The sequence below is a fragment of the Dolichospermum sp. UHCC 0406 genome (assembly GCF_009712025.1).
Classification (GTDB): domain Bacteria; phylum Cyanobacteriota; class Cyanobacteriia; order Cyanobacteriales; family Nostocaceae; genus Dolichospermum; species Dolichospermum lemmermannii.
Genome location: NZ_VILA01000016.1, coordinates 20,592 through 41,841 on the forward strand (window position 1 = coordinate 20,592; position 21,250 = coordinate 41,841).

24 protein-coding genes and 2 pseudogenes are annotated in these 21,250 nt (G+C 36.1%); 12 read left to right on the plus strand and 14 right to left on the minus strand.

Annotation, left to right across the window (positions count from 1 at the left end; translation table 11 throughout):
* The first annotated feature begins 69 nt into the window (after positions 1-69).
* Together FJR09_RS14540 and FJR09_RS14545 are read left to right on the plus strand one after the other, a co-directional pair.
* Positions 70-558 carry a hypothetical protein gene (locus tag FJR09_RS14540; protein ID WP_015078818.1) on the plus strand — a complete coding sequence of 163 codons (489 nt, stop codon included), beginning with the start codon at positions 70-72 and terminating at the stop codon, positions 556-558.
* A 33-nt stretch (positions 559-591) separates the two neighbouring features.
* Positions 592-1,194: a Uma2 family endonuclease gene (locus FJR09_RS14545; RefSeq protein ID WP_015078817.1), complete on the plus strand. Its 603-nt coding sequence runs from the start codon at positions 592-594 to the stop codon at positions 1,192-1,194.
* Between the two features lie 162 nt (positions 1,195-1,356).
* On the opposite strand, the gene FJR09_RS14550 is transcribed toward FJR09_RS14545, so the two are convergent.
* Complete coding sequence (locus tag FJR09_RS14550) at positions 1,357-3,195, minus strand: protein kinase (protein ID WP_015078816.1); 1,839 nt, start codon at positions 3,193-3,195, stop codon at positions 1,357-1,359.
* A 166-nt stretch (positions 3,196-3,361) separates the two neighbouring features.
* Here FJR09_RS14550 and FJR09_RS14555 point away from each other — a divergent pair, with 166 nt between their 5' ends.
* The gene (locus FJR09_RS14555) at positions 3,362-3,856 is read left to right on the plus strand and encodes a hypothetical protein (protein WP_015078815.1); all 495 of its coding nucleotides are present in this window, start codon (positions 3,362-3,364) and stop codon (positions 3,854-3,856) included.
* A 244-nt stretch (positions 3,857-4,100) separates the two neighbouring features.
* Positions 4,101-5,669 carry a metallophosphoesterase gene (locus tag FJR09_RS14560; protein ID WP_168652687.1) on the plus strand — a complete coding sequence of 523 codons (1,569 nt, stop codon included), beginning with the start codon at positions 4,101-4,103 and terminating at the stop codon, positions 5,667-5,669.
* Between the two features lie 73 nt (positions 5,670-5,742).
* Here FJR09_RS14560 and FJR09_RS14565 read toward each other — a convergent pair whose 3' ends face one another.
* From FJR09_RS14565 to FJR09_RS14590, 6 genes are all read right to left on the minus strand, one after another.
* Positions 5,743-6,021, minus strand: a complete 279-nt coding sequence (locus tag FJR09_RS14565; protein ID WP_015078813.1) for a hypothetical protein — start codon at positions 6,019-6,021, stop codon at positions 5,743-5,745.
* A gap of 8 nt (positions 6,022-6,029) precedes the next feature.
* Positions 6,030-6,476, minus strand: a complete 447-nt coding sequence (locus FJR09_RS14570) for a VOC family protein (RefSeq protein WP_371416372.1) — start codon at positions 6,474-6,476, stop codon at positions 6,030-6,032.
* A gap of 18 nt (positions 6,477-6,494) precedes the next feature.
* Entirely contained in the window at positions 6,495-7,088 is a 594-nt protein-coding gene (locus FJR09_RS14575) for a Uma2 family endonuclease (RefSeq protein ID WP_168652685.1), read from the minus strand.
* Between the two features lie 312 nt (positions 7,089-7,400).
* On the minus strand, positions 7,401-8,420 hold the full coding sequence (locus tag FJR09_RS14580) for an aldo/keto reductase (RefSeq protein WP_015078810.1): 1,020 nt from the start codon (positions 8,418-8,420) through the stop codon (positions 7,401-7,403).
* A gap of 13 nt (positions 8,421-8,433) precedes the next feature.
* Positions 8,434-8,769 (minus strand): cytochrome c6 PetJ, encoded by a 336-nt coding sequence (gene petJ, locus FJR09_RS14585; protein WP_015078809.1) that lies wholly within the window; start codon positions 8,767-8,769, stop codon positions 8,434-8,436.
* The gene (locus FJR09_RS14590) at positions 8,766-8,990 is read right to left on the minus strand and encodes a hypothetical protein (protein WP_015078808.1); all 225 of its coding nucleotides are present in this window, start codon (positions 8,988-8,990) and stop codon (positions 8,766-8,768) included. Before FJR09_RS14590 ends, petJ begins: the two co-directional genes overlap by 4 nt.
* Before the next feature lie 209 nt (positions 8,991-9,199).
* Here FJR09_RS14590 and FJR09_RS14595 point away from each other — a divergent pair, with 209 nt between their 5' ends.
* A complete protein-coding gene (locus tag FJR09_RS14595) occupies positions 9,200-9,976 on the plus strand; it encodes a hypothetical protein (protein ID WP_041458236.1) in 777 nt (258 codons plus the stop codon).
* 65 nt (positions 9,977-10,041) lie between these two features.
* Here the strand turns inward: FJR09_RS14595 and FJR09_RS14600 are convergent, their stop codons facing one another.
* Both FJR09_RS14600 and FJR09_RS14605 read right to left on the minus strand, forming a co-directional pair.
* Entirely contained in the window at positions 10,042-10,233 is a 192-nt protein-coding gene (locus FJR09_RS14600; protein WP_015078806.1) for a YqaE/Pmp3 family membrane protein, read from the minus strand.
* Positions 10,234-10,264: 31 nt separating this feature from the next.
* Positions 10,265-10,633, minus strand: a complete 369-nt coding sequence (locus FJR09_RS14605; protein ID WP_015078805.1) for a phage holin family protein — start codon at positions 10,631-10,633, stop codon at positions 10,265-10,267.
* A 586-nt stretch (positions 10,634-11,219) separates the two neighbouring features.
* Between FJR09_RS14605 and FJR09_RS14610 the strand changes: the two genes are divergently transcribed.
* From FJR09_RS14610 to FJR09_RS14620, 3 genes and pseudogenes are all read left to right on the plus strand, one after another.
* Entirely contained in the window at positions 11,220-11,387 is a 168-nt protein-coding gene (locus FJR09_RS14610; protein WP_015078804.1) for a hypothetical protein, read from the plus strand.
* A 207-nt stretch (positions 11,388-11,594) separates the two neighbouring features.
* On the plus strand, positions 11,595-12,446 hold the full coding sequence (locus tag FJR09_RS14615) for a UvrD-helicase domain-containing protein (protein ID WP_015078803.1): 852 nt from the start codon (positions 11,595-11,597) through the stop codon (positions 12,444-12,446).
* A pseudogene (locus FJR09_RS14620) lies at positions 12,385-12,684 on the plus strand (Rpn family recombination-promoting nuclease/putative transposase); the annotation flags it as partial. The gene FJR09_RS14615 and the pseudogene FJR09_RS14620, both read left to right, overlap by 62 nt.
* A gap of 463 nt (positions 12,685-13,147) precedes the next feature.
* Here the strand turns inward: FJR09_RS14620 and FJR09_RS14625 are convergent.
* The gene (locus FJR09_RS14625; RefSeq protein ID WP_168652684.1) at positions 13,148-15,307 is read right to left on the minus strand and encodes a Tex family protein; all 2,160 of its coding nucleotides are present in this window, start codon (positions 15,305-15,307) and stop codon (positions 13,148-13,150) included.
* A gap of 221 nt (positions 15,308-15,528) precedes the next feature.
* On the opposite strand from FJR09_RS14625, the gene FJR09_RS14630 reads away from it, so the two are divergent.
* Entirely contained in the window at positions 15,529-15,741 is a 213-nt protein-coding gene (locus tag FJR09_RS14630) for a hypothetical protein (protein WP_015078799.1), read from the plus strand.
* Positions 15,742-15,877: 136 nt separating this feature from the next.
* Positions 15,878-16,000 carry a hypothetical protein gene (locus FJR09_RS25910; protein ID WP_256370261.1) on the plus strand — a complete coding sequence of 41 codons (123 nt, stop codon included), beginning with the start codon at positions 15,878-15,880 and terminating at the stop codon, positions 15,998-16,000.
* Here the strand turns inward: FJR09_RS25910 and FJR09_RS14635 are convergent.
* Together FJR09_RS14635 and FJR09_RS14640 are read right to left on the minus strand one after the other, a co-directional pair.
* On the minus strand, positions 15,993-16,322 hold the full coding sequence (locus FJR09_RS14635; RefSeq protein ID WP_015078798.1) for a XisI protein: 330 nt from the start codon (positions 16,320-16,322) through the stop codon (positions 15,993-15,995). The two genes, FJR09_RS25910 and FJR09_RS14635, sit on opposite strands and share 8 nt — an antisense overlap.
* Complete coding sequence (locus FJR09_RS14640) at positions 16,310-16,726, minus strand: XisH family protein (protein ID WP_015078797.1); 417 nt, start codon at positions 16,724-16,726, stop codon at positions 16,310-16,312. The genes FJR09_RS14635 and FJR09_RS14640 overlap by 13 nt, the downstream gene beginning before the upstream one ends.
* 576 nt (positions 16,727-17,302) lie before the next feature.
* On the opposite strand from FJR09_RS14640, the gene FJR09_RS14645 reads away from it, so the two are divergent.
* A complete protein-coding gene (locus FJR09_RS14645; RefSeq protein ID WP_168652683.1) occupies positions 17,303-18,631 on the plus strand; it encodes an AAA-like domain-containing protein in 1,329 nt (442 codons plus the stop codon).
* Positions 18,632-18,650: 19 nt separating this feature from the next.
* On the opposite strand, the gene FJR09_RS14650 is transcribed toward FJR09_RS14645, so the two are convergent.
* Positions 18,651-19,715 carry a DUF1350 family protein gene (locus FJR09_RS14650; protein ID WP_168652682.1) on the minus strand — a complete coding sequence of 355 codons (1,065 nt, stop codon included), beginning with the start codon at positions 19,713-19,715 and terminating at the stop codon, positions 18,651-18,653.
* 159 nt (positions 19,716-19,874) lie between these two features.
* Positions 19,875-20,666, minus strand: coding sequence for a hypothetical protein (locus FJR09_RS14655; RefSeq protein ID WP_168652681.1), 792 nt, complete (start codon positions 20,664-20,666; stop codon positions 19,875-19,877).
* A gap of 208 nt (positions 20,667-20,874) precedes the next feature.
* Between FJR09_RS14655 and FJR09_RS14660 the strand changes: the two are divergent.
* A pseudogene (locus FJR09_RS14660) lies at positions 20,875-21,243 on the plus strand (Uma2 family endonuclease); the annotation flags it as partial.
* Between the last annotated feature and the right edge of the window lie 7 nt (positions 21,244-21,250).

The following is a 21,250-nucleotide window of genomic DNA, read 5'->3' on the forward strand; positions in this document are numbered from 1 at the left end:
TTTTTCAGTTAGATGCTTTTTTGTAGCCTACCCGCTTTACATGGGAATTTATACAGTGTAACATAGAATTTGAGTAAAATTGCTGGCAAATTTGAGATTAATCAATGTGAATCTCACGACGAACTAGATTTTCTCTTTCCTGAACTTACCCGCATTCATAATCATGATTTAGTAATCATCGAATCATGGCAAAATCATGTAGATTGGGTAAAATCTCTACCTCCAGCAGAATTAAAACTTTTAAATAGTGCTGATTTTCATAATTCAGAAACTCCCCAAACTATAACTAATCCAGAAATACCACCAGAACAAATCAGCTATGAAAATATAGCCGAAAAATCTCACTTTTATTCATTACGTGATCAATTATTATTTATGTTTGCGCCTGAATTACGCCGGGAATATGAAAATTATGTGAGTCAACAAGCAGCAAATTCTGGATATAGAACATTAGTTACATCTAATTTACAACTAGCATCAGATTTAACTGTTGCAAATCTTTTTCACTACTTTAATATTAGAGATGAATCACAAGAAGAAGAGTCAAAAGTTAGTTAGAATAAACCCAACATCACAAGACAATCTAAAATTATGACCTATACCCCAGTAAAACCACTCACCTTTGAGCAATTTTTAATTGAATATGGGGACAATACCCGCTATGAACTAATTGACGGAGAACTCAGAGATATGGAACCAACAGGACCCCATGAAGAAGTTGCTGGAAATATTGCCGGGAGAATTTATACAGAGATTATTCATAATAAATTAAACTGGTTGATTCCCAAAAATTGCTTAATTAAACCCTTCGCTGGGTCAGCTACAGCACTCCGTCCAGATGTAATTGTCTTAGATAAAGCAAAACTTAATCAAGAACCACTTTGGCAAAAAGAACCAATAATTTGTAATGGTAATACCATTAAATTAGTTGCTGAAGTTGTCAGTACAAATTGGCAAGATGATTATGCCAGAAAAATAGAAGAATATGCTTTTTTAGAAATACCAGAATATTGGATTGTAGACTTTCGGGCATTAGGTGGAATCCAATTTATTGGTAATCCTAAACAACCGACATTAACAATTTGTCAATTAATTAATGGAGTCTATCAACAAGAAAAATATCGTTTAGGAGATAGGATAATTTCTCCTCTATTTCCAGATTTAAAACTTAAATTAGATGACATCATGCCATAAAATTGTAGCTTGTATTTGTAGGTTGGGTAGAAGAAAGTGTTCGCGGAGCGTGGCGAAGCCATAACCCAACAAACCCCAATACAAAAATGAAAATAAAATGTTGGGTTTCGTTCCTCAACCCAACCTACATAATAATAAAGACCACTATGGAAAACGGCATATTTAAACCCCACTTTTTGGTGTTGCTGTGGGAGTTGGTTTTTCCTGGGGTAATACTTGTTTAGCGGCATTTTCAGCAGCTTGTTTAAACATTGGTTCTAACTTATCACGCCAATATTTAATATTCGGTAGCTTTTCAGGATGATCTCGATAAGCTAAAACTTCATCCCATTTACCATTATCAATAGCCTTATTAATATCCTTCGCTAAAGCCTCAGCTTTTGCCCAATCATTCTGCCATTGATTAACAGTATCAACTGTGTCTTTAATTCCAGAAATAGCATTTCCTGAAGTTGATTTTAGCAAAGAAATTGCTCCTTGTAAATCTCCTGATTCAAATTTTTCTCTAGCTTTTGCCACCGTTTTAGATTTATCTTCAGTAGCGGTCGGAGTTGGTTTGGGTGCAGAAGTTTCCACAGCAGGTTTTTGTGAAACTTGAGGAACAGGAAGGGATGCAATTAAAGAACTATCATCTACAATTTGAATAGCTAAACCTTTGTCACGTCGGCAAGAAATCCATGTTTCATTATTAGAAATAATATCAGAATGCGCCCAAGCCAAGCGTCCAGATGAAAGTTTAATTTCTACCCAGCCGCGATTTGTGCGCTTACCAGTCACCTCAAATTTACTAGCTGCACCCAAGGTCTTCAAAATATTATCAGAATTAATCGCACTAGGTTCAGAACGAATATTAGAATTAGCCGCAACTACAGCCAGACAATTATTTATTAATTTGGTCTTTTCTCCTGTCCAATTACCAGTTAAATTCTGTAAATTGGGATATATATTTGTAAATAAAGCCGCTACACCACCTACTAATAATATGCCAATTAATAAAGGTAAAGGATCAGGTTTATTAGATTCTTGAGGAATATATTGTTGTTGAGGGGCAGGTTGAGAAGGAACACGATTAGCGGGAGAAACCGCCATTGTTTTCTGTATAAATCTGGAAGCTAGGGGTGGTGGAGATTGATAAATAATTTGAGGAGATAGGGACGGTTGGGATAATTCTGGGGTGATATTCACCAAGTCTCGACAAGCTTGTAAGGCTTCCGTTGCTGTTTGATAGCGTTCTTTGAAATGATAACGCACCATCTTCGTTAAAATTGCGACTAACTCAGGATTAACAGGAATTAAATGCTGCCAGTTAATTTCCCCTGTATCTGGATCTTCTTGTAATTGACTAACTGGGACTCCCGTTAATGCTTGAATAGCAATAATCCCCAAAGCGTAAATATCGCTATTAGGTCTAGGCTTACCTTGTCCCTGTTCTGTAGGCATATAGCCAGGCGTGCCAATAGCTACCGTAGCCGTTTGTTGTCCGCCCACCACAACCAAAGGGGAGCGTAGTTGTTTAACTGCGCCAAAGTCTACTAAAACTAATTTATAATCAGCCTCACGGCGAATAATATTATCTGGCTTAATATCGCGGTGAATCACACCTTCTTGGTGAACAAACTCTAAAATACTCAAAATTTCCAACAGCATTTGCATAACTTGGACTTCACTCCAAGGCTGTCCGGGAATGAGTTCTTCACTCAGAGTGTGGCCGTCAATAAATTCTTGGACTAAAAAGAATTCTTGATTTTCGTCAAAATAAGCTAAAAGCCTGGGTATTTGGTCATTGTTGCTCAGTTTCTCTAAAGTTTCTGCTTCGCTATTAAACAGGCGTTTAGCAGTAACAAAGATGTTAGGGTCAGAATTAGCTGGTTTCAGGTGTTTAACCACGCAGATGGGGTTGCCTGGCCGTCTGGTATCTTGGGCAATATAGGTTTGACCAAATCCCCCTGTCGCCAAGACGCGAATGACTTGGTAGCGATGATCTAGTAATTTGCCTATCATAATTTCCCTCCCCAGCTTTACAGCTTAAATTTTCCCGCTAGTAGTAAATATCTCCAAATTTCTCTTTCTGAAATCAGGTATCTTGAGAAAAGATTTAAATTAAAAGTATAGTTTTTTCATCGAACCAAATTGTTAATTTTACTATCAGTATCCATATTTACTAGCTATGCCACCTAAGATAACTAATTCTACCTCATGGCAACAAGCTGAAATCTTGATGCAACCTGCTTTTATTCGCGTGATTGATAATCTTCGCAAGCAGTTGGATATATCTGACTGGAAAGGGACTTACCAGGATGTGTTGACTTGGCCTGCTAACACTACTGATGAAACTAAAGCCTTGGTAACTCAGTTGGTGCAAGAAATGGAAACCGCAACACCAATACAAGTAGAAGAAATTAGAAAAACTCTGGCTAGTTTGCCTATGCCCCATCCGGGATATAACTTGCTTTTACAACGTCACGGGGAACAAGTCAATATAGATTTATGGGATTTGTGTTATCAAGTATGTTTTCTGAATTATAGTCCAGAGAATACAGCGGTTGATATTGATACTAGCTTAATTGATGAATATGGCGATGTGGATTGGCAATATTTAGAAAATAAAACTCAGATATTGGTGGAACAGGTTTTCGCTAGTTTACCAATATTAGGCGATTAAAAATCGCAGCTACACAAACAAAGTCCGCCTACGCGGACTAACAGGACTCACGCAAAATATCTCTCAAACCCTCATTTCTCCGTGACCTCTGTGCCTCTGTGGTTCGTTATTCTTGTACCGTAAATAAGTCCTAACTAATTTAACCTTAAATCCTGGACATCTTGATAGCGTAGCGTGGCGTATGACTCCTACGTCGTCACGCAAGCTATAGCCATTTCTGACAAAATACTGATTAATATTTCCTATGAGATTGATTTCTGAACCACCAATTGCGGTCAAAATTCAAAAGATGAAACAACGGGTGCGGTGGCAGCATTCGAGTATTCTACAGCAGGGCATTGACCAAACCTGTATAGTGATAGATGATGGCAACTCAGACAGTCCAGAGTTTTCGTTTATGGTGATGGGTGATACTGGGACTAAATCCCATTCTGGACACCATCCCCAACGAGAAGTTGCCAAAATGATGTTAAATCATGGTGATGATTGCCGGTTTGTGCTGCACACTGGTGATGTGATTTATATGGTGGGTTCTCGTGAATATTACCCAGCCAATTTTATTGAACCTTATCGGGAATTTTTGGTGGGCGGTAATCAACCCCAAGATATCACTTATGATCAAATGGTATTTCAGTTGCCAATTTTACCAGTATTGGGTAATCATGATTACTATGATGTGCCTTTATTGTATCGGTTGCTGACTGGTCCAACTTTGCCTTTGCGGCGAATGTTTCGTTATAAAAATATTGAAATTGGTTGGCATGGATCAAATCAAGGTGATGCTTATGCTAGAGCATTTTTAGATTATTTGGCGGAAGTTTCTCCAGCGGAGTTAGAACAGCATTTAAAACAGCATTACACCGCTAAAACTGGTATGGGTCGGTGTTTGCGTTATCAACCGGGAAGTTTTACGCGTTTACCTAATCGCTATTATAATTTTTGTTACGGTGGGATTGACTTTTTTGCCTTAGATTCTAATACTTTCAATACTCCAGATCCTTTACCTCATAACCAAGCTGGGGATAATTTTCGTCGGGAACTAGAAACCCGTCGTCAGGAAATTGATCAAGAAGAATTACGGATGTTGACGGAGTTTGACAAGCTGAATCCCGAAAAACCTGATCAAGCGGAATTATTGGCGGAACTTGGTGCTAAATTAGACCAAATAAATGAAGTGAAAATTGATATTGAAAAGCAATTGGCATCTCACACCAATACTAATGTTGATTTTGAACAATTGGCGTGGTTAAGAGATAGATTAATTGCATCTTGGCATAATTCCGCAGTCAGGGGACGGGTAATATTTTTACACCATCCACCTTATGTTACAGAAGGAAGTAAATGGAATCAAGGACAGACTTTAGCTGTCCGTCATCGTTTACGGGAGGTTTTCGATGAGGTGGCGAAAAATTTAGGTAATCTCACGCAGGAACACCCGGTAGTAGATATAGTATTTAGCGGACACGCCCATTGTTTAGAACATTTACGGACAGTTAATACAGGACACGCAGACTCTCATACTAATTATATTATTTCTGGTGGTAGTGGTCGCGGTCCTCGTCGTCAACGCCAAGAAGGAGGAGAATTAATGGAAACCTTTACCAGCAATAATGATCTTTCCATTCGCAAGGTTGCAGATTCGCTGTTGTATGTGGGACGGAGTGGTAGCGGTTTTGAGAGTAAAAAACCTTATTCTTGTGTGCGGGTGGATGTGAAGGGGGGTTTTCCGGCTAAGTTTATGATCACACCTTTAGTTACAGAGTTAGTTGAGGGTAAATGGTGCGAACGTCAATTAAAACCTTTGATAATTTAATCTTTGTATTTGTAGTGATATCCTATGTAAAAAACCGCAGATTAATTCATTCCTGCGGTTATTAACGAAAACTCTAGGCTTGAGGAATCAAATTGGTGGTTTTATTCACATTATCCCAAACTATCCAATTGATATCATTGGCTAAATTATCAGCTTGATTGGTAACTTTAAAATAGAACTTGTCGCCATTTTTAAACTGCACAGCAAAATCAGCATTTTGGGCAAAAACAACTATAAAACCCCTATCCCGTAAGCAATACATTGCCCAATTTTTTAAAGATTGTTTCTGGGGTTCGTGGGGAATTGGTGGATTAGCAATTACGTCTGCAATGACTTTTAAAATTTTTTCCATTTTTGGATTTAATCAGGATCACAACGAATTTCTATCATAAACCCATCGGGGTCATAAAAGTACACTCCTCTACCAGTAGGACGGGTAACGGGTCCATAAGCAATAACTAAATTATTTTCTGTAATTACTGCTAATGCTTGATCAAATAATTCTGGATCAATATCAAAGGCTAAATGATATGCTCTGGTAAAGGACTTACTGGGATCTGGATTTGGTGGTAATAATTCTGGTTCTCCAAATAAGTCGATAATTGTGCCGTCGGGAGTGATGAAATTAGCGACTTTACCAGCATTGACAAGTTCTATTAATGTGGCGGGTATTTCTTCTCCTGTGAGTTCGTGTAAGCCTAAAATCTGACCGTAAAAATGGCGAGAGGCTGCCATATTTTGGACGTTAAAGGCGATATGATGAACTTTGCGAAGGTAGCCAGTGGGAATACTTTTTTGAGAAATCATCATCCCGAAATTTAGAATCTATGGATTTAAAATTATCTGCAAATTGAGAATAAAGCCCGGTAAAATATCTTCACCAGAAAGTATTGGTGGGTTGTCAAAATCAAAGTTTAAAACTTCTACATCTTTTCCGTAACAATAAATTTCTACTGAGGGTGTTTGCGGATCAATTAACCAACCTAAAAGCGCCCCATTATTTTGATATTCTCGCATTTTAGTGCGTAATTTTTCTAAACTATCAGTTTCCGAGCGCAATTCAATCACAAAATCAGGACAAAGGGGGGGAAACCGTCTTTTTTCTTCTTTACTTAAAGCCTCCCAACGTGCTAGTTTTACCCAAGCTGCATCAGGACAGCGATAAGCACCACTAGGTAATTTAAACTCTGTAGAAGAATCAAATACTTTACCTAATTTAGTTTGACGATTCCAAATACTTAAATCTGTAGTTATATCTGAGTTCCTAATTCCGCTTTCTCCACCTGTGGGGGGCATAATAATTAATTCTCCGGTTTGGGTAAGTTCTAATTGCCAAGGTTCGTTAGCAATGCAAAGTTGATAAAACTGCTCATCTGTTAAATTTACTGCGGGAGGTATGTTTAAGGTGAGGGTTTCCATAGATTTTGCTTAAAGAGGCTAGTTTTATTATCAGATAAAATTCATGAAAATTCAGAAAAATTTAGGTTAGGCGATCGCTAAAATTGACCCCAATGATATAGTACAATACCGATCCAATACTGCTCGGTTAGGCCTCGAAACGAAACCCAACGAAATCCTTGGTAATGTTGGGTTTCGCTGTCGCTCAACCCAACCTACATTTCCTTAACTATTTCTTCCTTTGCGTCTTTGCTTCTTTGCGTCTTTGCGCGAAACTTCAATAAAAATCATTGTAAAAATGGTGGGTTAAGCTGTAATTAACCCACCCTAAAACTACCTCCTATATTCATCCCCACAATCACCAATTAACTGATACAAATCCCGTGACTGTTGAGAAACTGCATCTATTTTCCCTATATCCTCAGCATCTAAATTAAAACCAAATACCTTAGCATTATCTGACAAATGTTCCACAATTCCTAATCTAGCACCGACAATTACACCCCCGACTGCTGGCTGATTTAAAATGTAATTTACAGCCACATTAGCAATACTAACTTGATGTTTATCAGCGATTTGTTTCAGAGTATATAGTAACTCTTGAAATAATCTCCAACCACCCCAATTAGCAATCATTTGTTTGTATTTTCTCAAGCTAGTGGTGTTGATTTCTGAGCTTTTTGGTTCTGGGTTACTCAAATATTTTTCTGATAATAAACCACCGCAAACACTACCATAGGCAAATATTTTGATATTATGATCTTGACAGAATTTAACCATATTTACTTGTGGTCTTCTGTCAACTAAGGAAAACTGGACTTGATTAGAAACAATCCTGATTCCTGCTTCGGTGATAATTTGCAAATGTTCCGTATCAAAATTAGTTAAAGCTAAATGTTTGATCTTACCCTCATCTTGCAATTCTGCCATATATTTGAGAGCATCTAAATAATTAGAGTCTCCATATTCCCACCAATGGAACTGCATTAAATCTAATGATTTAACATCCATTCTTCTCAAAGAAATATCAATATTGTCCTCGACCAGTTTTTTTGTCATCTTCCCCGCACGAGGAACCCATTTTGTAAAAGCTTGAATATTATTTACAGCTTCTTCTCCACGAGTCGCAATTAATTGACGACGAAATTCACCAATAAAATCTTCTGCTGGTCCATAATGATCTGCTAAATCCCAGGTTGTAAAACCAGCATCTACATATTGAAACATGGACTCAATAGCAGTTATGGGGTTAATGCGTCCATGTCCTCCCGAAACTTGCCACATTCCATTTAAAATTCGGCAAATTTTCAAGTCGGGGGTAAATTGTAAATAGCTTTCTTGAGGTAACATCATATTTTTTATCTTGTTATTTCCAGTCTTTTTCTGCTTGTTCCAAAACATAAGCTGCAACTTGTTGAATTTCCTCAGTCGTCAATCTTTTTTTATAAGCTGACATATTATTCTTACCATTAGTGACAATGGCTGTAATCGCTTCTAAAGAATCCATACCATATTTTTTAAGTGCATTCTTTTTTAAGTTTTTACCGCGTCTAATGATATTTTCTCCATGAATATGACAACCAGCACAGTGGAAACTAAAAATTTCCGCACCATTTCCTGTATCTAAAGCATTAGCAGGTAAGGTAAAATTGATAGTCCACAAACAAAATGTGCATAATATCAATATTATTACTTTTTTCATAAAGCTTCAAAATCAGAGATGAAGCCGACAAATTTTGTACATTCTTCTTGAAAAGATTCTGCTTCGCTAACATCTTCAATTTTATAAGACATGATGCGTTTTCCATCTGGCATTTTTTTAGAACCAATCAATTCAGCTTGGTAATTTACTACCATTTTCTTAAATTCAACACCGTACACTTTCCAAGCTTCACCATCACAAGTGATATTTACCCGCCACATAATTAGAATCTAGTTATTGATCAATATTGATTATTTCATAAATTGGCAACATTTAACTAAAAAAATCAAAAATTCAGGGATATTGTGATTAATGTACTTTAAACTACCTGGAGATAGATATGATTTTATATCTTTAGAGGGTGTTAATAGTAAAAATATTTCACCATACTGAATGTAAGTGTTGTATGAGATTTGCATTTAATATGACCATGAATAAAAACGTTAAAGAACAAATTCAATTAGATTTACGCCAAGCTCAAGAAACAGGACAATTAAAATCTGAACGGATTCGGGAAATTGTGAAATCTGCTGTTTCTCAAGTAGGTTCTGAATTTCAAGAAGGTTCTCATGAATTGCGTAATTTAGTTAATGATGCTGTTTCTACCGTCGTTGATAATTTGCAAGAAAAAGGTAGTGAATTTAGAGAAGGAGTTGTAGCTTCAATTGAAGGCGCTATGGAAGCTATAAGTCTGAAAAAACACTCAGATATTGTCAAAACCCAAACCGAAATTAAGCAGCTACAAGCTCAATTAGATCGGGAAGAAGAAGAACTACAAGCAGAAATTGAAGGAATTTTAACCAAGATAGTCGAAACAAGTCAAGATAAATCAGCAGACACAAAAATTGCGATTGATTCAGCCATTGATTCTATAAAAGATAGTGAAGAAATTGGATTATTAAAGAAACGCTATGCACAATTACAAGCACAATCAGCAATTGTCAGAGCAAATTTATCTGCACGTTATAGTGGAAGTGATCAAGAGGTACAGGATTATTTAAATGAAGCAAAACAATGGTGTGATAAATCCCATCCCAAAGCCGAATCTATCACAGCACAAGTAAAAGAAAGTTACTCAGCTCTAGAAAAAAAATTGACAGACGCAGGTGCAGTTATAGCAAAGAAAGAACGTCAATTAAAACAAACTTTACGCGAGTTACTTTTAGCAACGGCTGATTTATTCAAAGATAAAGATATTCGTGCTTAAAGACTAACTATCCTTTAGATCCCCGACTTCTTAGAGAAGTCGGGGATCTTGTTATTGTTACATACTTAATAAGTACCTTCCTCTCTATTCATATTTTCTTCATGCTTGACAATTACCCAAACTGCATGAATGCTACCAGGAAGCCAACCAAGCAAAGTCAGCAAAATGTTAATTAACAAAGTTGGACCGAATCCAACTGTGAGAAAAACTCCCAAGGGGGGTAAAAATAACCCGATAAGTATCCGTAATAAGTTCATGGATATTTCCTAGTTTTTAAATTGGGTTTACCTATTGATTATCTTGTAATTCAAAACCTTTTTCTGCGAAGTATTTACTGAGAAAGGTATTAGCTAAAGAAAGAACTACAGGACCGAGAATAAAAGCGATTAATCCTTGAACTTGAAAACCTGGAACTAAAACTGATGCTAACCAAAAGCAAATTCCGTTAACAATGAGGGAAAAACCCCCCAATGTCAGATATGTCAAAGGTAAAGACAAGATATTAATAGTTGGTTTAATTCCACTATTAATTAAACCAATCACAACCGCAGCAATTAAAGCTGCGGGGAAATTAGCAATATCTACACCAGGAACAACTAAATCAACAATCAGCAAACTTAAAGCTGTAGCGAGTGCGATGAAAAAATATGACAACATTTTTTACCTCAGTAACAGCAATATCAGTGCTAATTACTATTTTCAAAGATAGACTAATATTTCACATCTTTTCTTAGATATAATCTTGATCTATCTTAGGTTAGATTAAATAATAAATTTTCAGTAAGATACCCGACTTCTCTAAGAAATTATTGTATAACAAAAAATCTAATATTAAGTAGTGCAAGCATCTTGCTCGCATCCCTTATCCAAATTTAAAACACAACAGCTTAATGTTTTTCTACTAAAAATACTCTTGTAGAACTGGGTAAAGACAAGGCTTCTTGAATTAATTCTTTAACTGATAGTATAATTATTGATATTCTCTGTAAATCGCATTAAGAATAGGCACAAACAAAGACTTTATTCACAAACTATTTTATCATTGTTTCTGTGGAAATGTCAGATTGACGATGACTGTGTTTCTACATTATCCCATTGTAACTAAATTGCATCGTGTATTTCTCTAGTGCAACTGTTTTATTTCAAACACCTTCCATCAATCAGGAAAAATTTTGCCAAAAAGTTGACTTAGACTTAATGAGTGTGTAACATGGATTGATATGTATATTTAATAGGTGAGTATATGTCTGGTGCATTGCAAGAAGCAATAAATACTCTTGATAGTTTAACGAAGGAAGAAGGTTCTCTTTATGAACGATTAATGGTTGCGTCTAAGAGTATAGAGCGTTTAGGCGATGATTTAAATAATCCAAGAATCAGAGAATCTACTCCAGAAGATATAAGAGAATAATTTGAAAAAGTTGCACAACTTTTAAACAAGTTAGATCCAGCGACCGATCAGGATACACTTGAAGAAATAGTTGATGAGATAATACTTTTATATAATCTTTCCAAGAAACAACAAAATTAATTAACTGAAAAATCTAATTTTAAATGTCACAGGTAATATTCAACGCTATTTTTTAGCAATAGAGCTTATTTTGATTTAGGGTCGCTTATGGATAGCAGTTCACAGATTGATACTGTTCAAAAGTTTGCAGAGGTTATTGGTGATCATGATGACCTCTGGAATCTTCTGGTTGGAAGAGAAGTTAGTCGCTTTGACAACAAACTTGAATATGAACATTCCAGAAAAGATATACAAGGTGTAACATTTTACCAACAAGGAAAAGTTATTGAAATAAAATATTTGAGAACGTCTAAATTCTTACTAAGAGTAGATTATGGTTCTGGCTTTATTTTTAAATATAGCAAAAAACAATTTATTCGAAAATTCAATCAGATTGTACCTTCTATAATATGGGATGAAGTTCTAAAACTTACACCTGGAGTAAGGTGGGAAGAAACCAAGATAGGTAAAAAATTATCTCTACTACAAAACATAAAAGACGAATTTGAAAATAACTTTCTTAATGCCGACAACTTTTATCAACTTCATTGTACTGAATACGTATCATCGGAAGAGTACCGATCCGAAAAATCGAAGTACATACAAAATTGGATAAAAACAAAACCAGATTTAAAATTCTCTCCTGATCCTCAACAAGCAGAAGCAATTGGTACTCTTGCAAATCATGTACAAGTAATAGCTAGAGCAGGAAGTGGTAAAACATCAACATTAGTCAACCGAGCAATATTTTTACAGAAACATTGTGGTATTGCACCAGGAGAAATGTTACTTTTAGCCTTCAATCGCGACGCAGCAAACCAAATGGGAAAGAAAATGCGAGAAGGTCTAAGTTTACCTTTACAATCACAAAATTCTGTTCCCCATGCAATGACTTTCCAAGCAACAAGTATTACAAATCATCGAGACAATTTTAATTTACAAGTTTCCAAGAATGAATAGGGAGGAAATAGAAGCTATGTTTGGATTAAGTGAGTTAAAACAAACCCGATTTTATCAAGAAGCAAAAGAAGAGGGAAAGGAAGAAGGAATAGAAGTAGGTGAACGCAAAGCCAAATTAGACGCAGTTCCTGGATTGATAGGATTGGGTTTAACTGGAGAACAAATCGCACAAGTTTTAAACTTAAGTTTGGCAGAAATTAGCGAGATTATTCAACAACAGAATACAAAGGACAGGTAAACATTTGGTGATTTGTGATCAAATCTCTGATTTTCATCCTTTAATCCTGCATATCCTGTATCCCTTAGAGGATGTTTTAAAAGTGGTATTCCGTAATTTTCATCATATTGCTACCCCCTTTACAAGGGGAAAGGGGGGAAACAATAAAAATCCAGTTCCCTGCCCTTTACAAGGGGAGGGTTAGGGAGGGGTAAAAAATATTTGATACATCAACCATAACTTTTCAAACACCCTCTTACGGGAGGTGTTAGCCACTTCTGACAATTTACCTAACTATACTGCAAACGGTTCATAGTTTAACCAAATATGAAACCCCTCTGGTAAACCTCTCCAGTATTAAATGTTATTCCTTTTCCCTCTCCTATAGGGAGAGGTGCGGGGAGAGGCTTTAAACCTTGTTCTTTGTATGATAAAAAAGTCCAGCTTCTAGCCGTTTTGAGTATAACAAGTCAGGGAGAGGTAATTATTGTTTGATTCCTTTCATTGATAAGCTTATGCGTTTGAGTTTTTCGTTGATTTCTAAAACTTGTACTTTAACGACTTGTCCAAATTTGACAACTTTTTTGGGATCATCTACAAATTTATCAGCAAGTTGGGAAATATGCACTAAACCATCTTGATGGACTCCAATATCAACGAAAGCACCGAAGTTAGCAACGTTGGTAATGATTCCTTCTAGTTCCATTCCTACTGTTAAATCTCTAATTTCTTTGATTCCTTCTTTAAAGGTAGCATATTTAAATTCCGCACGAGGATCTCTGCCTGGTTTTTCTAATTCGCTGAGAATGTCGCGCAGGGTTGGTTCTCCAATGGTTTCGGTAACGTATTTTTTGATGTTGGCTTTTTTGAGGTTTTCTGCAACTTGTGTCACTTGATTTAAGGATACTCCTAAATCAGCCGCGATAGATTGTACCAAAGAGTAACTTTCTGGATGAACTGCGGTATTATCTAAGGGGTTTTCACCACCACGAATTCTTAAAAACCCTGCTGCTTGTTCAAAGGCTTTAGGTCCTAATTTCGCTACTTTCAAAAGTTGACGACGATTTTTAAATGCGCCATTTTGGTTACGATAGGCAATAATATTATTAGCTATGGTGGGGGTAATTCCCGAAACAAATGTCAGCAGTTCTTTGGAAGCAGTATTTAAGTCTACACCCACATAGTTAACGCAACTTTCGACGGTTTCATCTAATTTCTTTTTCAGTAATTTTTGATCAACGTCATGTTGATATTGTCCGACACCAATTGATTTAGGATCTATTTTGACTAATTCGGCTAAAGGATCTTGTAATCTTCTCCCAATACTAATTGCACCCCGCACGGTAATATCTAAATCGGGAAATTCTTCTCTAGCTACGTCGCTGGCAGAATATATAGATGCACCAGATTCATTTACCATAACTTTAACTGGTTTATGGGCTATATTTGGTAATATTTCGGCCACAAATTCTTCTGTTTCTCGTGACGCTGTACCGTTACCAATAGCGATTAATTGAACTTGGTATTTTTCAAGTAATTTTTTAATAGTTTGGGCGGCTTTTTGGCGTTGTTCTGCTGCTTGGTGGGGAAAGACAGCTTGATATTCTAAAAATTGCCCAGTTTCATCTAATATAGCGACTTTACACCCGGTTCTAAAACCTGGATCTATAGCCATTGTCGGTTTCATTCCTGCTGGTGCGGATAATAGCAATTCTCGTAAATTGGTTTCAAAAGTTTTGATTGATTCTATGTCAGCAAAGGTTTTTTTCTCGTTTGTTACTTCGCTAATTAAGGAAGTTTTCATCAAGCGGTTAAAACTATCTTTTAACATGACTTGATAAAAATCTCGAATATTGCGAACTTGAGTTTTTATTTCTTGAGATTCTAAATAACTCAGCACAAAATCTTCATCAAACGCAACTTCAAAACTGAGAATTTTTTCATCTTCTCCTCGACATAAGGCCAACAGATTATGAGGGGCAATATTTTTGACTCTAATCTGATAATTTCGGTACATTTCAAATTTAGTTGTCCCTTGAGGATGTTCGTCTTTAATCCGAGAAATAAACACCCCATTTTCTAACAGATAATCGCGGACATAAGCGCGTAATTCTGCTTTTTCTGCTACTTCTTCAGCTAAAATATCAGACGCACCTTTTAAAGCTTCATCTGCGCTTTTTACTCCCAAGGTTTCCGAAATATACTTTGCTGATTCTGCCTCTAAAGATGCGGAAATACCATTTTTAACATTTAGGGATTTAATAAATGTAGCCAGTGCTTCTAGCCCTTTTTCTCTGGCAATGGTAGCGCGTGTCCGACGTTTAGGACGATAGGGTAAATATAAATCTTCCAGTTCGGTTTTTTGGAGACAGGATGCTATTTTTGCTTGTAGTTCTGGAGTAAGTTTATCTTGTTGAGCGATCGCATTCACAATTACTTTCTTTCTTTCTTCTAACTCCGTTAAGTAATTATGCCTATCTTGTAAATCCCGTAATTGCACTTCATCCATTTCATCAGTGCGTTCTTTACGGTAACGCGCAATAAAGGGAATTGTCGCCCCTTCTGCTAAGAGTTCTAGCGCATTTTGTACTTGGTGGGGTTTAAGTTTTAGTTCAGTTGCGAGGAGTTGGGAAATGTTCAACATTGGATATTTAAATTGAAAGTGTTAAATTGATTTCAGCACGAATAAATAGTGTTAACTTAATTTAGCAAATAATGGCATCATTTGAGAATAGCCAATTTCATCACTTGAGAATAAATTTGTTGCCATTTTGTCTTACTTAAGTATAATGTTAATAACGTTCTTGAAGAAGGTTAAAATCTACTGGTATTAAACAGTAGCTCGTAGTTTGGAGATTAGTGAAAATGCCTTTATTTTTCTTAATAACATTAGTTACAGGTGTAATGACTGGCTATCTCTTCCAAAGAAATGATGATGAAATCACCAATATTGCAGGTGTGTTCACAGCCGTCATTTTTATTGTAAGTTTAGTATTAGCACCTTGGCCAATTCAGTTTGGTTTGTTAATGTTTGTGGTCATTGTCAGTAACAAACTGCTGAATAAAAATTGGTTTTAAATATTATTGCGGGTATTACAGGTAAAAGCGGGGATATTTGCCCTTTGCCCAATTATGGTGTAATATGAGTAAAAAACATAAGCCCGTAATCATAAATAGGGTTTGCTGAAAAAGTCTTTTCGTGAGAGGTAGGAGTATGGCTAACGCCACGCTTCGCTATCAGGAGGAATTGGAGGTAGATAAGAATAGCCTCGAAGATAGGGAAAGTGATTGGTTTGTAATGGGAACGTTTTTTGACTTCAATCACATTTTCAACTAGCAGCAAACTCGGTAAATTTCCGTTTGTATGGAGCTTTAAAACCCAAAACTATATCTTGTTTAGGAACTCCAGCTTCTACTAATTCATTAGCTACTCCGATTTCTGTGCCATCGCGTTCAATCCAAATTTTGCCATCTTTAATTTCTACGTAAATAATACAACCAAATATTCGCGTTAGTTCTTGCCAACCAATATTAATAACTTGATAATGATCGCGCTCCGGATCAAATATCAATTTTACTTCTGTTTGATTATTTGGGCGATTTCTTGCGTGACCTTCCAGAATTGTTTGGACTATTTCTTTGTAATTTAGTCTCTCCATATCACAATCTCCTCTTGATCTGGGTTAAAAATTAGTAATTTTAGGTCATATTCGCCAATTATTCTTTGAATAAACTTCCGACTAAAAAACTCATCATAAACATCTACCGGAACGGCTAAATACAAAATCCGATCAGGTTGGGTTAACCTCAGCGCTGAACGGTAGTTAAGACATTGACCAAGTGCTAAGTGAAATTCAGTTACGTCTGAGGCTCCTAAAAAAGATTTTATCTCTACTGCTATTTTTTTACCAGTTTTTTCAGCAGCTAAAATTCTCTCTGCTGTTAAGTCTATGTAAAAATCAATATCCTCAACTTGAATAAATAGATGCTCGTCAGTAATTGTCCATCCATCTTTTGTCAGGGCTGTTTTAACTGTATTATGAAATAAATCTTTAGCTGGCATACATAAATTAAACTTATTTAACCACTGTTAATAGCATAATATCTCAGATGAAAGGTTCAAAAGGCAATTAAAGATTTAGAAACATAAATTATAGTAACAAAACCCAGTTTATACCAAATTAAGTTGATTGATTGGTGAGGAAACAAGGGAAAGGCTATCAACCACGACAAAAACGTAGGGTGCGTTAGCGACAGCGTAACGCACCGAATTTAATCATAAGAGTCGTGCGTTAATGAAATGTAACGAACCCTACAGGATCAGGCGATCGCACTATATGATACTATTAAAATTGAAGTAAGTAGGTAAACAGGAAAATTTAAAGGTATGTAACGGTATGTAAAGTTGTCTCAATGCAATATTCTGATTGAGTTTCAGCCATTTTACAAAACGCAATACCCCTCATTTTTATTTTGTTTACCTACTTAATCCACAACCAAGCTTTTCAAAGGGGTGCTAATTAATAAAATAAGTAGAAAAGCACAAAAAAACAAAATATGTAACAAAAAGTAAAAATTATCAAAACCTATTCCCTATTCCCTTGTCATAAAGACAATTTTTAACGCCAACTTACTTAACATGGATTTAAAATTATATCAGGCAACTGAAATTGCTAACCAAGCTGTTTTGACAAAATTTTATAGATCATTAACTGATGTAGAAATAATTGTCATTAAGGGGGCTTGGGAACGACAAGAATATAGTCAAATAGCGAGCAAACACAATTACACAACCAGTTATCTTAGTCAAGATATTGCACCCAAACTTTGGAAATTATTGACAGAAGCTATAGGAGAGAAAGTTAAAAAAAGTAATTTTAAAGAAGCCCTAAAACGATATTGGGAAAAGCAATTTTGGCACAAGCAATTTACAGATGAATATTACTTACTCAGCCAAGCTAAACACAGCTTACTAAATACAAAATTATATATAGATCGCTATTTTCTCGAATTTATTTGCTATGAAAATCTCTTGCAACCTGGTTCTTTAATTTGGTTAAAAGCACCTAGATTAATGGGCAAAACTTCCTTAATGGAGCGGGTATTACTGAAGTTATCCAAGGAAGACTATCGCATAGTTAGTTTAAGTTTAGATATGGCAGATAAGAAAACTCACTTTGGAAACTTGAATAAATTTCTACGCTGGTTTTGTCTGAATCTCAGTCGAGAACTCAACCTACCCAATCGCTTAGATGACTATTGGGATGAAGAAGGGATGGGTGCTAAAATAAGTTGTACAACTTATTTAGAAACATATTTATTAGCAGCAAATGATAGTCCTTTAGTTTTATATATAGATGATGTAGATGTGCTTTTTTCCTATCCTGAACTTTATGAAGAATTTTTTGGATTGTTGCGTTCTTGGTATGAGAAAGCTAGAAACCGTTCCCACTGGAAAAAACTCCGGTTAGCGATCGCCTATTCTACGGACATTTATATGCACGCAAATACTAATCAATTGCCTTTAAGTATAGGATTAATCATAGAATTACCAGAATTAACTAAAGAGGAGGTTCAGATATTTGCCCAACAATATGGATTAGTACAAGATTCATTTTTAGTAGACCCCTTAATACAATTAGTAGGTGGTCATCCTCATTTGTTAAAATTGGCATTTTCTCACCTCAAAAATTATCCAGATATCACCCTACACAAGTTGTTATCAGAAGCCTCTACGAATGCAGGTATTTATCGTCATTATTTAGGCGAACACTGGTTGAAGTTGCAACAGCAACCAAAACTGATCACAGCATTTCAAACAGTGATTAATTCTCCTCAACCAGTGCGATTGGAAATAATATCAGCTTATCATTTGAAAAATATGGGTTTGGTAAAGCTTACGGGTAATGAAGTCGAGCCGCGTTGTCAACTATATCGGAATTATTTTGGGGATGTAATGAGGAGTTAGGCAAATAAACTCTTATTTGCTATTTTTGAGTATTACCTTGCTTATTTTCTAAACGTTGGAATAATTGACTTACAGGAGATTCAAACTCTATATTTCGTTTTTTCATAGACCCAATAGTGGGAATTGGAAAATTGATCACAAAATTGCCCAATTGCATACCCAATGGTCTTAAATGTCCACCTTTTAAATCTTCTCTAAAACCTTCAGGTGGTTTTTTAAACTTATCTTCAAACCATTCACAAGTTGTTGCAGCAAGTTTATCCTTTTTGAACGCAGTTAACCCCATGAGATTAAATAAATCACCTTCTTTAATTAAGGCATAGGTTTCATCTGGGGTTGGTTTGACATTCACACCTAAGCTAATAACTATACCTGCTAAAGGTTGGGGGATAGCACTCTCAAGACCTGTATTTACAGGAGCTAATAGTAAAGAGGGTTGATTCTTAATAAAGATGCTAGTGATTTTAATGTTATCTTGCAATTGGTCGAAATTGGCTTCTCGCTTAATGTAATATTTAATTAATCGTTCAGCCTCTTTACGCTTTATTTCTAAATCATTAATCAGAATTAAGAGGTCTGTAAATATACTTTCGACCTTACCATTAATATTTTCTTGAGAACCTTTTGTATTCGCTGATCTAACTGTTGAATCAATAAATTTCCTCAATTTTTCAATATTATGAGGATATTGAGGATCACTAGGTTCACCAACAACAGGTAAGGCACTAAATGCTTCCAAAAGCGCAATATATTTACAACCAATACTATGACCTAGCCAGGAAAAGTTTTGGTCACTCAAATAGGGTTCATATTCATAGCCAGCAAATATTGCTCTTCTGACAAGTTCTGGCATGATTTCATATTGTTCTCTGATTAAAAAGCCAGCCTCAGCATAATGGTCAAAGGTAAAATTGAATGGTAAAATTACAATTGTATAACCATCATTAAATAAACGCTGAAGTAGAGAACGGTAGAAGAACATTGGAAAAAATGTACCAAATAAAGCTCCACCGATAAATTGAATTACTCCTTGAGGTTTTGGGTGTAGAGCTACCCAGCTATGGGAAACAGGTTGGAATTTCATAGTTAAACTTGTACCGTTTATTTTTTGTAAGAAATTAAATCCGTCTTAACTTAAAATGTGCTATTTTGCAGCCATAGCAGTCACAAAGATGGTTATAAGAAGGGGACTGAACCCCTCCTTAATTAAAATTTGCTAGATAATAAATTGTTTTACTTCACACTAACCAGGAGTGAGAGTCTTTCTTGCATTGACAAGATAGATGAAATTGCCAGTTCTAGGAAAGTATTGAAATGGTGCTTCACGTGCTGGCTGTTGTAATTGACGTGGAAGTAAAGGGAAGATTTGTTGGAAATCAGTTGTAACTTTTTCAGTAGCGCCTGAAACTAAGAAACAAGCTGAGTTGGTTTTTTTCTTGCCAGTATCTTGGTCATAGAAAAGTTGTGAAAATGCCTTGATGGTCAAATTATCTGAAGGAGAAACATAGACCAAGTATCCGTTTGCATCTAATTCATTAGCCTTTGATTCTGCCGCTTTTACATTATCAAAGAAAGCAATTGCAGTTTCTTGAATGTTCAGAGGGCATTGACTGGAAGGCCTTCCAGCTACCACAGTGTATATTCTGTCATCACGACTAGCATCAATAGTGAAAAGTGTGTTAGTTCCAGGAGTTACAGCACTTGCAGCTTGGAAATCAAACCAACCTTCAGTAAATGAGCCATTAGTTCCGTTGTTCTTTCGACCCTGTTCGAGCATTGGTTGATAAGCCGCTGGAAAATCTTTTACATTGTCAGGAAGATCAGCACTTAGGTCTGGATTGGGAATAGCTAGATCATATTTCAAGATATTCCCATACACGTTCACCCCTTCGACCTGTTGTTCTGGAGTGACGTAAAGGGTGGTTATCCCACGAGATGCGGGCTGAGGAGCTTGTTGAGCTAAAGCAGGATTTACCCCACCTAGACACACAACAAAGCTAAGGATAGCAGCCAAAAAGGAAGTTAACTTTCTCATAAAGTATCCTGAATCTTCTCTAGTTCTTGAAGTTTTTTCAGTGAAGTGGTTTGTCCCACACCCTCAGATGATACCTACTGTGGTAATTCAAGAATTCAGGTAAATTCAGGACTTTTATCGCTGATAATTCAGGTAAATTCAGGTAAATTCAAACACCCTCTAAATTATTGTTATAATTTGTTCATTGTCATCCTACAATAAACCTTATAAAACACCTTGGCAGGGGAAATTTTGGATTTATGAACAAGTGATCAAACCTGCTTTTTATGGCATTTACGAAGTTAGTAAAGCCAGCGTGGAAGTATATCATCTCATGGAAGGACAATATCATTTATTGCCACCAAATCAACGAGGTCATTATCCGATTACACCTATGGGAGTAGAATTAGGTATTTGGCAAGGGACATATCAAAATATGGAGTTACCTTGGCTACGTTGGTGGGATTTAGATGGTAATTTGTTACTTGATGGTCATGAAACAGCCGAAAATGAACGCCAACGGGCTGAAAGTGAAAAAGAAAAAAGCGATCGCCTAATTGCCCAATTACGCGCTTTAGGAGTAGAACCAGAAGTGTAGAAAAAAC

Bases quoted from the DNA above. Each gene is read 5' to 3' on its own strand.
- FJR09_RS14595 (WP_041458236.1), top strand. From the start codon at position 9,200: ATGAATAAAAACGTTAAAGAACAAATTCAATTAGATTTACGCCAAGCT.
- FJR09_RS14655 (WP_168652681.1), bottom strand. From the start codon at position 20,666: ATGAGAAAGTTAACTTCCTTTTTGGCTGCTATCCTTAGCTTTGTTGTG.
- FJR09_RS14560 (WP_168652687.1), top strand. From the start codon at position 4,101: ATGAGATTGATTTCTGAACCACCAATTGCGGTCAAAATTCAAAAGATG.
- petJ (WP_015078809.1), bottom strand. From the start codon at position 8,769: ATGAAAAAAGTAATAATATTGATATTATGCACATTTTGTTTGTGGACT.
- FJR09_RS14580 (WP_015078810.1), bottom strand. From the start codon at position 8,420: ATGATGTTACCTCAAGAAAGCTATTTACAATTTACCCCCGACTTGAAA.
- FJR09_RS14645 (WP_168652683.1), top strand. From the start codon at position 17,303: ATGGATTTAAAATTATATCAGGCAACTGAAATTGCTAACCAAGCTGTT.
- FJR09_RS14640 (WP_015078797.1), bottom strand. From the start codon at position 16,726: ATGCCAGCTAAAGATTTATTTCATAATACAGTTAAAACAGCCCTGACA.
- FJR09_RS14600 (WP_015078806.1), bottom strand. From the start codon at position 10,233: ATGAACTTATTACGGATACTTATCGGGTTATTTTTACCCCCCTTGGGA.
- FJR09_RS14545 (WP_015078817.1), top strand. From the start codon at position 592: ATGACCTATACCCCAGTAAAACCACTCACCTTTGAGCAATTTTTAATT.
- FJR09_RS14570 (WP_371416372.1), bottom strand. From the start codon at position 6,476: ATGATTTCTCAAAAAAGTATTCCCACTGGCTACCTTCGCAAAGTTCAT.
- FJR09_RS14590 (WP_015078808.1), bottom strand. From the start codon at position 8,990: ATGTGGCGGGTAAATATCACTTGTGATGGTGAAGCTTGGAAAGTGTAC.
- FJR09_RS14550 (WP_015078816.1), bottom strand. From the start codon at position 3,195: ATGATAGGCAAATTACTAGATCATCGCTACCAAGTCATTCGCGTCTTG.
- FJR09_RS14615 (WP_015078803.1), top strand. From the start codon at position 11,595: ATGGATAGCAGTTCACAGATTGATACTGTTCAAAAGTTTGCAGAGGTT.
- FJR09_RS14630 (WP_015078799.1), top strand. From the start codon at position 15,529: ATGCCTTTATTTTTCTTAATAACATTAGTTACAGGTGTAATGACTGGC.
- FJR09_RS14650 (WP_168652682.1), bottom strand. From the start codon at position 19,715: ATGAAATTCCAACCTGTTTCCCATAGCTGGGTAGCTCTACACCCAAAA.
- FJR09_RS14555 (WP_015078815.1), top strand. From the start codon at position 3,362: ATGCCACCTAAGATAACTAATTCTACCTCATGGCAACAAGCTGAAATC.
- FJR09_RS14625 (WP_168652684.1), bottom strand. From the start codon at position 15,307: ATGTTGAACATTTCCCAACTCCTCGCAACTGAACTAAAACTTAAACCC.
- FJR09_RS25910 (WP_256370261.1), top strand. From the start codon at position 15,878: ATGGCTAACGCCACGCTTCGCTATCAGGAGGAATTGGAGGTAGATAAG.
- FJR09_RS14575 (WP_168652685.1), bottom strand. From the start codon at position 7,088: ATGGAAACCCTCACCTTAAACATACCTCCCGCAGTAAATTTAACAGAT.
- FJR09_RS14565 (WP_015078813.1), bottom strand. From the start codon at position 6,021: ATGGAAAAAATTTTAAAAGTCATTGCAGACGTAATTGCTAATCCACCA.
- FJR09_RS14605 (WP_015078805.1), bottom strand. From the start codon at position 10,633: ATGTTGTCATATTTTTTCATCGCACTCGCTACAGCTTTAAGTTTGCTG.
- FJR09_RS14610 (WP_015078804.1), top strand. From the start codon at position 11,220: ATGTCTGGTGCATTGCAAGAAGCAATAAATACTCTTGATAGTTTAACG.
- FJR09_RS14635 (WP_015078798.1), bottom strand. From the start codon at position 16,322: ATGGAGAGACTAAATTACAAAGAAATAGTCCAAACAATTCTGGAAGGT.